The organism is Bartonella rattaustraliani AUST/NH4, from assembly GCF_000312565.1.
GTDB lineage: Bacteria > Pseudomonadota > Alphaproteobacteria > Rhizobiales > Rhizobiaceae > Bartonella > Bartonella rattaustraliani.
The window spans coordinates 22,798-35,577 of record NZ_CALW02000057.1 but is presented as its reverse complement, the minus strand read 5'-3'; the positions used below and the strand labels follow the sequence as shown (position 1 = coordinate 35,577).

General features: G+C 38.4%; 11 protein-coding genes. 4 read left to right on the top strand and 7 right to left on the bottom strand.

Annotated elements, in window-relative coordinates; all coding sequences use genetic code 11:
* The 4 genes from BN67_RS14650 to BN67_RS08305 form a co-directional block, all read left to right on the top strand.
* On the top strand, window positions 1-222 hold a 222-nt coding region (locus tag BN67_RS14650), incomplete at its 5' end, for a hypothetical protein (protein WP_210160698.1).
* Window positions 223-651: 429 nt separating this feature from the next.
* Window positions 652-1,395 carry a creatininase family protein gene (locus tag BN67_RS08315; RefSeq protein WP_019223659.1) on the top strand — a complete coding sequence of 248 codons (744 nt, stop codon included), beginning with the start codon at window positions 652-654 and terminating at the stop codon, window positions 1,393-1,395.
* A 12-nt stretch (window positions 1,396-1,407) separates the two neighbouring features.
* Entirely contained in the window at window positions 1,408-2,436 is a 1,029-nt protein-coding gene (locus BN67_RS08310) for a CobW family GTP-binding protein (RefSeq protein WP_019223658.1), read from the top strand.
* A gap of 10 nt (window positions 2,437-2,446) precedes the next feature.
* Window positions 2,447-3,418: a WD40 repeat domain-containing protein gene (locus BN67_RS08305; RefSeq protein ID WP_026088234.1), complete on the top strand. Its 972-nt coding sequence runs from the start codon at window positions 2,447-2,449 to the stop codon at window positions 3,416-3,418.
* A 93-nt stretch (window positions 3,419-3,511) separates the two neighbouring features.
* Here the strand turns inward: BN67_RS08305 and BN67_RS15250 are convergent, their stop codons facing one another.
* From BN67_RS15250 to BN67_RS14265, 7 genes are all read right to left on the bottom strand, one after another.
* On the bottom strand, window positions 3,512-3,634 hold the full coding sequence (locus tag BN67_RS15250; protein WP_280101222.1) for a hypothetical protein: 123 nt from the start codon (window positions 3,632-3,634) through the stop codon (window positions 3,512-3,514).
* A gap of 158 nt (window positions 3,635-3,792) precedes the next feature.
* Window positions 3,793-3,942 carry a hypothetical protein gene (locus BN67_RS14485; protein ID WP_192813134.1) on the bottom strand — a complete coding sequence of 50 codons (150 nt, stop codon included), beginning with the start codon at window positions 3,940-3,942 and terminating at the stop codon, window positions 3,793-3,795.
* A 1,698-nt stretch (window positions 3,943-5,640) separates the two neighbouring features.
* Window positions 5,641-5,814: an autotransporter outer membrane beta-barrel domain-containing protein gene (locus BN67_RS14975; RefSeq protein WP_019223656.1), complete on the bottom strand. Its 174-nt coding sequence runs from the start codon at window positions 5,812-5,814 to the stop codon at window positions 5,641-5,643.
* Between the two features lie 12 nt (window positions 5,815-5,826).
* Window positions 5,827-6,207, bottom strand: a complete 381-nt coding sequence (locus BN67_RS14970; RefSeq protein WP_244427047.1) for an autotransporter outer membrane beta-barrel domain-containing protein — start codon at window positions 6,205-6,207, stop codon at window positions 5,827-5,829.
* 667 nt (window positions 6,208-6,874) lie between these two features.
* Window positions 6,875-7,099 (bottom strand): hypothetical protein, encoded by a 225-nt coding sequence (locus BN67_RS14965; RefSeq protein WP_019223653.1) that lies wholly within the window; start codon window positions 7,097-7,099, stop codon window positions 6,875-6,877.
* Between the two features lie 597 nt (window positions 7,100-7,696).
* On the bottom strand, window positions 7,697-8,113 hold the full coding sequence (locus BN67_RS14960; RefSeq protein ID WP_019223651.1) for a hypothetical protein: 417 nt from the start codon (window positions 8,111-8,113) through the stop codon (window positions 7,697-7,699).
* A gap of 449 nt (window positions 8,114-8,562) precedes the next feature.
* A complete protein-coding gene (locus BN67_RS14265) occupies window positions 8,563-12,729 on the bottom strand; it encodes an autotransporter outer membrane beta-barrel domain-containing protein (protein ID WP_192813133.1) in 4,167 nt (1,388 codons plus the stop codon).
* Window positions 12,730-12,780 lie beyond the last annotated feature (51 nt).

Below are 12,780 nucleotides of genomic sequence, written 5' to 3'. Positions count from 1 at the left end.
CTCATAGCCTCATGCCTCATGCCTCATGCCTCATGCCTCATGCCTCATGCCTCATGCCTCATGCCTCATGCCTCATGCCTCATGCCTCATGCCTCATGCCTCATGCCTCATGCCTCATGCCTCATGCCTCATGCCTCATGCCTCATGCCTCATGCCTCATGCCTCATGCCTCATGCCTTGAATCAAGGACACAAAAATCTTTATGCAAATCAAGATCTATAATAATAAAAATACCCACCACAACGAAAAATATTTTTATCATTTTCCTCCAGATGAAGGAAATAGGATACTTGCAGCTCCTTCGACACTCGAACTTTTTGTAAACCTATAGGAAAATTTATTTTCATCATATTATGCGGAATATTGTCATTGCTAAAAATTTGCTTTTCAAAAATAAAAGTACACATTAAGCAAATCTTACGAAAATACTCACTCTCTGAATATGGATAATCCAATATCATATTTAAAATTGAGGGAATTTTCTCACCGAAATCTTCACCATTTATAACAAATCTCTTAACTTCAGCTGCACAGATATTCGTCGTGAAAATGCTGCTATTTGCGTTTCGTTTACAGATAGACTAAAATAGGAAAAAGAAACTCTACCATTTTTAATCACTTTTATTCATTTCTCTTTTAGGCAATAAATTTATGGGATCCGATACGCCTTTTCTCGCTCTTTTACCCTTGGGCGCACATGAATATCACGGAAATCACCTCCCCTTTGAAACCGACTGGATTATTGCTGATGCTTTTGCAAAAGCGCTCACTTTACAAACAAAAGAGCAATTTCATATTGCACTCTTACCGGTTGAAAAAATTGGATATTCGGGTGAACATATGGATGTTCTTGGCACAAAAACACTCACCTTTTCTGAAGCCATTGAACGATGGATCAATATCGGCGAGAGCTGCTATCATAAAGGGATTAAGCGTTTCCTTCTTCTCAACGCTCATGGAGGCAACTCGCCTTTGATGAGCATTGTTATCACCGAATTACGCAGACGTTTTTCAATGCTTGCAGTTGCAACAAGCTGGAGTCGTTTTGGACTCCCACAAGGCTTAATGAAACCCTCACAACAGCATCTTGATATCCATGGAGGGTTTATCGAAACTTCCTTAATGCTTTATTTGGCACCCGAAAAAGTGCATATGGAAAAAGCACAAAATTTTCATAATAAGCAAGCCGATATGATTGCCAATTACCGGTATTTGCGCGCTTATGGTCCTCATGCCTTTGGCTGGAAAATGCGTGATCTTAACACGCAGGGTGCAGCAGGCAATGCAAGCCAAGCAACCGCAAAAGCAGGGAAAGCAATTTTTTCTCATGTTCTTTGTGGTCTGTGTGATTTACTTGATGATATCAATCGATTTAAAATAAACGCATTACAATAAAAGGCACCCTTCATGGAAAAAACAAATCAGACTCTCAATAAATTTCCCGTTACAGTTTTGACAGGCTATCTTGGTGCAGGAAAAACTACTCTTCTCAATCGTATTCTCAGCGAAAATCATGGCAAACGTTATGCCGTTATCGTCAATGAATTTGGTGAGATTGGCATTGATAATGATCTTATTGTTGAATCCGATGAAGAAATTTATGAAATGAATAATGGCTGTGTTTGCTGTACTGTCCGCGGCGATCTTATTCGCATTCTAGAAAGCTTGATGCAACGCTCTCATCGATTTGATGCCATCATTATAGAGACAACAGGACTTGCCGATCCTATTCCCGTCGCACAAACTTTTTTCATGAATAATACTGTCCATGAAAAAACAGTGCTTGATAGTGTTATCGCAGTTGTTGATGCAAAACACTTGCCATCCCAACTTAAAAAGAGCCGTGAAGCGGAAGACCAAATTGCTTTCTCTGATATCATCATTTTAAATAAAATTGATCTTGTTAACACGCAAGAACGTGCACATGCTGAATCGCTCATTTTTGCGATTAATCCCAGAGCAATACTTTATACAACAGAACGCGCAAATATCGCTCTTGAAAAAATCCTCAATCTTGGTTCTTTTGATCTTCAACGCATTTTAGAGAATGAACCCCATTTTCTCGAGCACCAACATCCAGATCATATCTGTGGTCCCGATTGCCATCATGATCATCAACATCCCCACCCTTCCCCATTTCATGATATTACAGTCACTTCTGTAAGTTTAAAAACAGGCGCTCTCCAACCAGAAAAGTTTTTTCCATGGATCCAACAAATAACACAACAACAAGGCCCTGATATTTTACGTCTAAAAGGCATTATTGCCTTTCAAGAAGATGATGATAGATATGTCATCCAAGGTATTCACATGATTCTTGAAGGACAGCATCAACGTCCATGGCGTGATAATGAAAAGCGAGAAAGTCGACTTGTTTTTATCGGTCGCAATCTTGAGACCGAAAAACTTAAAACTGGTTTTGAAAATTGCGCATAAGTGAGTCACAATGCCAAGCATTACCCATTACGATCTCCAAAGCTACTGTCTTTCCTGCGGTTTTATGAACAACAAGCCAGCTTTCGTTTCAGTGGAGGGTTTGGTTGTTTTTTTGAGCCCTACTCCACAAACACTTGAAGTTCACCAAGGAATCATTTCCAGCCAATTTTCTCATGATAAAACCACAATCATCACAGGGGGGGAAGATGGAAAAGCCTGTCAAACAACAGCAGATGGTCATATAAAAATTTTAGGTCACCAAGAGCGCAAATGGATAAACAAAGTGGCTTTTGGACCACAAAATATTTTTGCTTTTTCCTCCTCACGTTTAACATGGGCAAATGTCGGAAAAGGACTGCAAGAACTTACCCATGCACGCAGTGTAGAAGGGCTTGCTTTCGCGCCAAAGGGTCTACGACTTGCCGTTGCCCATTACAATGGGGTTACCCTTTATTGGTTATCAACACAAACACCCCCAACCACACTGGAATGGAAAGGTGCACATTGCGATGTGACTTTCTCACCAGACAACCGTTATGTTATTTCAACGATGCAGGAAAACACCCTTCATGGCTGGCGTCTTGCGGATAATCAACATTTACGCATGAGTGGCTATCCAAACAAAGTGAAAAGCTGGTCTTGGAGTGCAAAAGGAAAATGGCTCGCAACATCAGGCGCCTCAGCGGCAATTGTTTGGCCCTTTCATACAAAAGACGGCCCCATGGGAAAAGCACCTCTAGAACTCGGCACACGAGCAAATGCGCTTGTGAGCACTGTTTCATGCCATCCAAACGAAGAAATTGTAGCAATAGGCTTTCATGATGGCATGATTTTATGCGCACATTTTCGTGATGGAAAAGAAGACCTTCTCAAAGGTTATGGGAAAAGTGCCATCTCAGCGCTAAGCTGGGATCAAACAGGACATAACTTAGCCTTTGGCAGTGAAAACGGTGAATGTGGTATAATCGACATCACTTGTTAAGCTTGAACCGTGACATAAGAAATCCATTTTTCCATCAAAACACGACACTGTTCTAAATAATCTGTACGACGATAAGCACGTGCTCCTTTACCCCTAACCGTATACGCCTAGAATAATTTCTGCTATCTCATAGAGAGCATCGGTTGTTTCTGCCCGCCAATCACATAAACTAGAGCGAAAGCCGTAGAGGCATGCCCCAAACCCTACACATTTCATGTAATGTGGTATGCCATTGTGTGCAAAAGAACCACGAGCTGATGCAGAAAAAGGAACTCTTGCGCGTGAGAGGGCGCACTTGTTCTATCGCTTTTAATGCTTCTAATGATAAAAGAACATGAAACTCTGTTGTCGCCTTACGTCTTCCTTTCACACTCTCAGTGGAAATCGTCCATATATCCCATTCCCTTCAATCTGATCTTCACGAATATGACGGGATTGGTACGAACACCCATAAAGATAAGCAAACGCAAAACCAATTGTGCCATGGTTGTTGTCTGGCAAAGTATTTCATAGAGAGCTGACATTTCTTTCCAATTCATTGCAGGTATATTAGTAACTTTACAGCATTGTTTTCCTAAGACAAATATGAGCAATCATCACAGATAAAAACAATCATACCATTCTCTCAAAATCATCAAACACCAAAACCGTCTCCTTTTCTCATGAAATCCAAAGCCTCAAGCTCCAAAACACCTTTAAAATATCCAGCTTTTGACTTTTCAAGGTGCTATTTTACCAAGAAAATGGAATGCAAAGATCTCTCTAAAACAGAATATAAAAACACACATCATTCCTATAGAAATCTATGTCATACTAAAGACGTTTAAAACTTTAACTCTCAAAACTTTGAGATAAATGATTTACCATCTCATACACAGATAAAACATTGATTTACACTGATTTTTATTTTTTCTCACCTTAAATCATAACCCCGAAGACCCATAAAATTATCTCCTTTCAAACCTCTTTCTATTGAGTCAATTTTATTCTCTTGGCTTTACACCATAAGCAGAATTGGCATGTGGATAAAAATGAAAGAATAAAGGAAGAAAAATACCTCTCATGAACTGCCTTCATACAAGGGCTGTCACAACACCCATGTCCTGGTAAAGTGAGTGATGGTACCGGTTTGACTCTTTATAAGCGTGAAGATAGTGGCGTTCAATAGATTTATTGTTATGTAATTCACTCACACCGCCGCAAAACGGGCTTAGGGGCTTCTCAGACATGTCTCTTTCAAACAAGCCCGTGAACAGTATCAACATATCCGCTCTCAATATCAAAAGATATCGAAGTTAAAAACCTATTTTGCTTAACAAGCGTTTTAGAATAGTTTGAGAGAAATTTCATAATTCTTGAAAGAATATCTCGTCAAAAACATTTCAAAGAACTTTTTGAGAAGGTCTTTTACATAAAAGGATCTCCCAGCCATAATGCCCCAGCACTCAACTTATCAAACATCCCGGTTATAAAACTCTCTTTTTCTTACATAATCATTAAGAAAAACAAATATTGCCACACGCAAATGCTCCACATCTCCTCATTCCTATGCCACATCAGCTACGAAGAAAGATAAAATATCAATCTGCGCAAACTCCTCAATTTGCAAAAAATGACAAGTGTAGAAGCACATTTTTAAAAGCGCTTAACATTTTACCTTAAAAGATCTTACTTTTAAAATACATGCGACTTTCAAATAATATTCAAGTAAAAATCTTACAAAAGAAAATCTCTATAGAGAGTATCTATAAAATAAAAAAAATATTTATAAAGTAGAATACGCCACACCATAAAATATTTTAATATAGACCAAATAAAGCATAGACTATGCACTTTTTCAGCAATAAACACACAAACCATTGAAAGAATACAACGAGTCAATGAAAAGGCTGCAATATTTTGATTTTGCTGCCTTTTGCATGAAATACACATCATGCCTAGTTAAAAAAAGTGGCGCAACCCAGCAGAAAAGCTTGCTTTATTAAGCCGACGCTGATAGGTCACATCTCCATGAAATAAAAACTCTGAAGACAATTGCGCATTAAGCCCAAGCCCTACTTTAACGAAGATCCAAAAGCACCGAGCTGAAAATCTTTTTTGAAAGAGACGAATTGTTTTTCTCCAAAACGGTGCGAAAAATAAAGTTTATTATAAAAAGAAATAACACGCTCCTCTTCAAAAGTGGAAAGAACCTTAGAGAAACGCCCACCAACACGCCCAATTCATTGATCAAATTTTCCCAAATCAACATTAAGATTATCAACATCACGTACTGGATTAAACTGAAGATTCTGATAAATCAATTGAACCTGTGGATCAAACAAAACATCCTTATATCTCATTGTAAATGTTTTACCACTGGTTATGGACGTGCTCAGTTTTTTCCCCTTTAACACTGCTGTCTTCCCCTAGGCAAGAATGAGAACATCTCCCTTAAAAAGACCATAAGAAAGCACCCCATCCATATAAAACCCCATATAATGCTTGAGGCTTCCATAAACAGCAACAGTCCATTTATCAAAAGTACTCTTTTCGCTCTGTATCAACATCTTTAGCTGAAAAGAAAATCTTCCATAGGTTCCCATGATCCCAAAAGAGGCACTCTTATATAAACTTTCTATCTCCTTCAGTACTCCACCTTCTTCTAATGCAGCATAATCAAATGCAGCTCTATACCCATATTCAAAAGCAGATAAATCTGAAGTATAATGGTGGTGACCACCATAACTGCGCGCAAAAAATGCTACATTTTCATCTTGTTTCAAAGAACCATAAGAGCGGATCCGCATGATCTCCAATTTTTTATTTTGAGTTGTAAGGTTCACAAAATCAGCTTGGAATAAGGCATTTGGTAAAAGGAAGTAGGTTGGCACTTGCGGAACAACGACCCTAACCTTTTCATATGATGCAAGATCAAGCTTGACAGATATAAGTGAACGTGGCGAAAGATCAAATCAAGAAGATGCCGATGAGACCGGTACAATTTCAGAAGGATTATTTTGGGGCTCAATATAGATAGCTTCGAGACGAAAATCCCAGAACTCTCCTTCTCCTGCAACTAATCTATTCTTGGGGTCAGATCCCCCAAAGGAAGAATGTGGACCATAGCCACGCAAATGATATTGATAAGGAAAACCACCTACAGTGATGTAACCTCTAGCAAGCGTAAAAGAATCTTCCTTTGCTTGTCCAGAAACTTAAACTAAGTGAGATGCTGTGACTTCCTCCATCACCTCCCTTTTCTTCTGAAGTTTTTGAAAAATTTTGCATATGGATTGTAAAGGTTCCAGAGAGATCACCATGGATCAAAATGCGATCCGTTTTTTTGAGGATCAAACAAACCATTATTATTTAAAAACGTACTCAACTTAATCTGAACATGACCTTCTGCACTGTATGCTTTCTTGTTTACAGACTTGTATAACTTTTCTATTTCATCAGACAATGTTTCTTCATTTATGTCATCATCTCTATATTTTTTACCCATTTTTTTCCAATGTAGAGCGTCTGATCACCAAGAGAGAGATCTGAATCAAAAACAAGTGTACTATCAGAAAAACTGACAAATGAAAGTGATGAATTTTCAGAACCCAATTTCTGTAAAAGTTCATCTTTGCTTTTTGTGAGATACCATGTCGAACCATGCGTTAACTCTAAACCAGCAAGAGAGGTATCATCCACCCGCGTCCCTCCTATAAGAGTAGAGTTACGTGCTATAACAGAGAGAAAAGCGTTATTTTCAACTTTTCATAACAAATCACCAGAAACCTTTTTTCATTCGATAATTCAAGAGTACCCTTAGCCCTATAATCGCCAACCCCGCTAGCATAAAGAGCGATACTATTTGGAACTGTAAGCCTCGTCTTTGATAAAGAAACAAACACTTCCTCTGTCATAACTTTGTTTGCTTCTAAAAGACGCTTATCAGATATATTGTGAGATGCCTTGTCATCATCATACGCCTTATTGCATAGAGACAGTTTTTTGGCAGAATCTTATGGCCCTAACACATTAAAAAGAAACCAATTGCATTTTTGCCCTCTACAGAAATATGAGAGCTTTCAACCCTAGTATTTGTCTTATTAAAATTATCTGCTTTAATATTTGTCTTATCAGCATCCTCTACATTTTCATGACTTTAAAAAAACTTGCCATTATCACCGACATAGCTCGAAAAATTTTTAATCAAAAAGCCATGCATATCACTAAGCTGAATAGAACTATTTCTTAAACGAATATCACCTGCTTGAGAAACATAAAAAGCTTCTGGTAGTACACTCACACATTGACATAACCAGTAGCCCGCCCCTTATCTCCTTTTGCCTTAATATCCATCTTATCAAGACGATATCTTCCCTCAAACCGTGTTACAAATGATCCAACCTCATTAAAAGTAACCAAGCTCTCTGACATCTGAACCATTGCACCCCAACCACTCACAATACCAAGCTCTTTTACATTCAAATTATCTTTTGTAATTCCAATGTTTACATGAGCTAAAGAAACATCTGTTTTTTCCCCAAATGCAGGAAGAGCGTTCAAAATCCACTCAATTAATCCTCCTTCCATGTTAATAGCTGCATTTTGAGCATGAAAACCAAGGGTATCTTTAAAATTTGAATTCGTTAGAATAAGCTGCCCACCATCTATGACACGTACAGCATATGCAAGTGCTGTACTTGACTTGTCACTCAAAACAGTAACATGAGATACCTCAACGACAGTGCCCCATTTCCTTCTACATATAGAGAAACAGGCATAGAAAATACTTCCCAAGAACTTTTTAAATGATAAGTTTTATTTTGGATTGTATGCCTTTTACCATCACTGCATTTAAAAAACGAGGCTTCTAGATCACATGGAGTTTCAACAGCATGAACATGGGAAACTTTCAAGAAATAATAAAGAACAGAAGTTGTCAAAAGACATAAAAACACATATTTATGAAATACACTAACCATAACTCTTATTCATTGACAAAGAACAATACAAATTTATTTAAAATAAAATTTTAATATATAACAAATATAAGAACAAAAATCCAATTTAATACTTAATATAATGCTATATAAACAATACAATACTATATAATAACGTATAAGATATTATATATTTTATTTATAGTGAATATATTTGATGTATATTTAAAAATCATAATGTAACACAGCACGGAACTTCGTTCCTGAAAAACCCGCTTTCGTAAGTTTATGCTGATAAGTTACATCACCATCAAAGCCAAGTTTTGAAGAAAGCCGAGCATTAAACCCAATTCCCGCTTCCAAAGAAGAACCAAAAGCACCTAACTGGAAATCTTTTTGAAACGAGACAAACTGCCTATTTTCAAGAAACTGCAAAAAATAAAGCTTGCTATAGAAAGAAATGCCATATTCCTCTTCAGAGAAAGAAATAGTTTTATTTAAATGCCCTCCAACACGCGCTCCCCATTGATACCGTTTTCCCAGATCAACATCAAGGTTATCAACATCATGCACCCGATTAAACTGAAGATGCTGATAAATAACTTGAATTTGCGGATCAAAAACAACACCTTTATGCCCTATTGTAAACACTATACCAGTTGTCAAAGAACCACTAAGCTGCTTACCCCTTAACGTTACAACCTTGCCCCGTGCAAACGTCAAAACATCTCCCCTAAACAAACCATATGAGAGCACCCCATCCATATAAAAACCCGTATCATGCCGCATACTGCCATAGGCAGCCATGGACCATCTCTCAAATGGACTCTTTTTGCTGTATTCAACATCTAAAGGATGCAAAGAGAGAGAGCCATAACTTCCCAGCACTCCAAAGAATGTACGATTGTCTAGATACTCAGCCTCTTTCAACAAAACACCTGCCTCAAGAGCGCTGTAATCGAGCTCAGCTCCATAACCATATTCAAGAGCAGATAAATTGGAAGTATAATGATGACTTCTCTCATAAGTGCGCAAAAAAAAGGCTGCATTTTCATCAACTTTCCAAGAGCTATGAAAAGCTCTTCGCATCCTTTCTAACTTCTTATTTTGCGTGATCAGATCTATGACACCAGCATGAAATAAGGCATTTGACAAAAGAAGATACGTTGGTAATTGAGGAACAACAGCCCTCATTTTTGGCTCAAGTTGAACAGGAGGAATAGGCGAAGAATCTGCCAGATCAGATGACTTAGACGGTGGCTCCTCAGCCGAAATTTCAACAGGAACTGGTGATTCAGGTATAAGTTGCGCAGAAGAAGGTTCCTCTAGAACCTCTGATGGAACAGGTGCAGAAGGCAAAGAATCCTGAAATGAAGAAGCTACCGAAGCAGATGGCTCAGAAGGCTTTTGTTCTACAATCGCAGAGGATACGGAAACAGAATCCGTAGATGAAGAAACTACCATATCAGATAACTTAGATGACGGTACCTCAACAGGTGCTTTAGCTGAAGGCACCGATACAGATATAGGTTGTATAGAAGAAGGTTCCTCTAGAACCTCTGATGGGACAGGTGGAGAAGGCACAGAATCCTGAAATGGAGAAACTACCGAAGAAGGTGGCGCAGAAGACTTTTGTTCTACAATCACAGAGGATACGGAAACAGAATCCTTAGACAACGAATCTTCCGGATTAGATGTCGGCATTTCAGCAGGAGTTTCATTTAGAACCGTTGGTGCAGGCATAGGTTGCACAGCAGAAGATTCTTCTGGAGCTTCTGGTGCAGAAGGAATAGCCTCTCTAGATGAAGAAAGCACCTGATCAGATGACTTAGATAGCAGCACTTCAGAAGGAGTTTCAGCTGGAGGCACCGGTGCCGATTGCACAAAAGAAGATTCCTCTGGAACCTCTGATATAAAAGGAGCAGAATCCTTAGACAAAGAATCTACCATATCAGATGGCTGATATGGCGGCATCTCAGTAGGAGTTTCAGCTGGAATAGTTGGTGCGGGTATAGGTTGTGCAGAAGAAGGTTTCTCTGAAGTAGAAGGAAGTTCAGATGCAACAGGTGTAGAAGGAGTAAGAGCAGAATCTGTAGACGAAGTATCTACCTGATTATACGGTTCAGAAGACTCTAGTTCGACAGACACAGATAAACTGAAATCCGTGGACTCCGTAGACAAAGAATCGGCCAGATCAGATAACTCAGATGGTAGCTCTTCAGCAGGAGGCAACGGTACAGATATAGGTTGTAAAGAAGCAAGTCCCTCTGAAACCGTTGGTACCAAAGGAAGTTTAGGTAAAACAGGTGGAACAGAGTTGGAAGTAGAGTCCTCAGATAAAGGAGGTACCAAAACAGATGAATCAGATACTAAAGGTCCTGATTCAGCGGAAGGAGGGGGTACCAAGTCTGTAGGAATAGATGGTACAGACTCTTCAGAAGATTGAGGAAAAATAGCTGTCGATGGAGCAAGTAATGACTCAACAGAAGAAGATTCTTCAAGAGAAGTTGATACAAGCAATTCATGCGAAAGAGACTCTGATAGTGGATCAGAAGATAAAGAATTCTTAGGTGGCTCAACTCTCGAACCAAGTGCTGAAGGTTCTGGTTCAGTGGAGGGGGGAACAGATCCAGAAGAAGCTAGTTTAGGTTCAACATAAACGCTTTTGAGACGAAAATCCCAAAAATCTCCTTTCCCTTCAAGCAATCTATTTTTTGGATCAGCTTTTCCAGAAGAAGAACCTGGACCATAAGCGTAAAGACGATATTGATAAGGTGAACCATTTATTGCAGTATAATTATTAAGAAGTTTAAAAGAATTTTCTGTCGCTTCTCCAGAAACCTGAATAATTGAAACACTGTTATCGCTTCCTTTACTCTCCTTATTCTCTGAATCTTTTGAAAAACCTACTAGATCGATCAGAGTGGTTCCCATAACATCACCATAGATTAAAAGGCGATCAGTTTTTTGAGAATCAAATAAGCCGTTCTTATCCATAAACGTACTCATCTGAATCCGAGAATTGCCCTCTGCGCCATATACTGCTTCATTTACATTAGTTTCTTTTCCAATTTTCAGCGTTTGATAATCTCTTGTTATAAATTTTTCAAAAAAAAGTGTACTATCACTAAGACTTATATATGAAACAGATGGAACTGTAGAATCCGATTTCTGTAAATTTACATACTGACTTTTTCTTATATACCAAGAGGAACCATTCTCTAACTCTAAATTAACAATAGATACATCCTCAACACGAATATCTCCTGCAAGCGTAGAATTATTTGCTTTCACAAAAAGAGAAGAATTATTGTCAGCTAATAGCAAAAGATCACCAGAAATCCTTGCCCTTTCTGTGAGTTCAATTGTAGCTTCAGCACCATAATCATCAAATCCTGTACTATAAATGGCGATACCCTCCGGAACTGACAAAGTTGTCTGTAACAAATGCACAGACGCCTCTCCTACAATAAGGTTTTCCACTTTTGAAAGCTTTGTAGGATCTAGCTTTAGCATATTGGCCCATATCCCTGGATCCACCCCATCCAAATACAAACCAAGCACTCCTTTCCCCTGTATAGAAATATCGGATTTTTCAATCTTGATATTGGTTTTCTTAAACGCATTCGATAAAGTGTATCCTTTAAACAATTTATCTTTATCATCCTCTCCTTGAATGAGCATATTAGCACTATCCGCATAACCTGAAAAATTTTTAATAAAAAAACCGTGCCTATTATTAAGCTGCATATTAATCTGATCCAAAGAGACATCACCCCCTTGAGATATATCAAAAATTTCTAGGAATTCACGCACCGTTTCATCATCTTCTGTAAGAGGTTGCGTTTTCCCTTCTCCTTTTAAATAAGCTGACCCTATACGCAACTTCCCCCCAAGCTGTGTTTGAAATGAACCGCTTCCCTTAAAATCGAAGTGACCACCTATAAAACTAATAAATGCACCCTGATTACTGAAAATACTTATATTTTCTGCCTCTGTATCTTCTAGAAAAACCTTGATAGAAAGTAAAATAATAGCTGTATTTTCCCCCTCTGCGTAAATACCACCATTTTTAATGGCCCCCCTTTGTGTATAAATCCTTGCATTCTGTGCATGAAGAGCCACTGATAAATTTTCAAAATTTGTCTCCTTTAAATTAAGGCGTGCACCATCTTTTACATACGCACCATATAGAAAACCTTGATTTGGTTCAGGATCTGTAACAACTATGGGCGTTGGACCCGTAACCTTTATCTGAGAGGCATCAACAACTGTACCATTTTTTTCCACATACATAGCAGGAAAAGAATTAAACTTAGGAAACATGGAAAAGTGATAGCTTTTATTTTCAATCGTATGTTTTTTACCATCACGACATATATAAGGTTGCATATCGGCATCACAATCCTTCCTAGAATCAGAAAGTTTTACATCAAGACCCAT

What these genes read in the sequence shown, in the direction of transcription:
- BN67_RS08315 (WP_019223659.1), top strand. Translation starts at nt 652, where the DNA reads ATGGGATCCGATACGCCTTTTCTCGCTCTTTTACCCTTGGGCGCACAT.
- BN67_RS08310 (WP_019223658.1), top strand. Translation starts at nt 1,408, where the DNA reads ATGGAAAAAACAAATCAGACTCTCAATAAATTTCCCGTTACAGTTTTG.
- BN67_RS08305 (WP_026088234.1), top strand. Translation starts at nt 2,447, where the DNA reads ATGCCAAGCATTACCCATTACGATCTCCAAAGCTACTGTCTTTCCTGC.
- BN67_RS15250 (WP_280101222.1), bottom strand. Translation starts at nt 3,634, where the DNA reads ATGAAATGTGTAGGGTTTGGGGCATGCCTCTACGGCTTTCGCTCTAGT.
- BN67_RS14485 (WP_192813134.1), bottom strand. Translation starts at nt 3,942, where the DNA reads ATGTCAGCTCTCTATGAAATACTTTGCCAGACAACAACCATGGCACAA.
- BN67_RS14970 (WP_244427047.1), bottom strand. Translation starts at nt 6,207, where the DNA reads ATGCGGATCCGCTCTTATGGTTCTTTGAAACAAGATGAAAATGTAGCA.
- BN67_RS14265 (WP_192813133.1), bottom strand. Translation starts at nt 12,729, where the DNA reads ATGCAACCTTATATATGTCGTGATGGTAAAAAACATACGATTGAAAAT.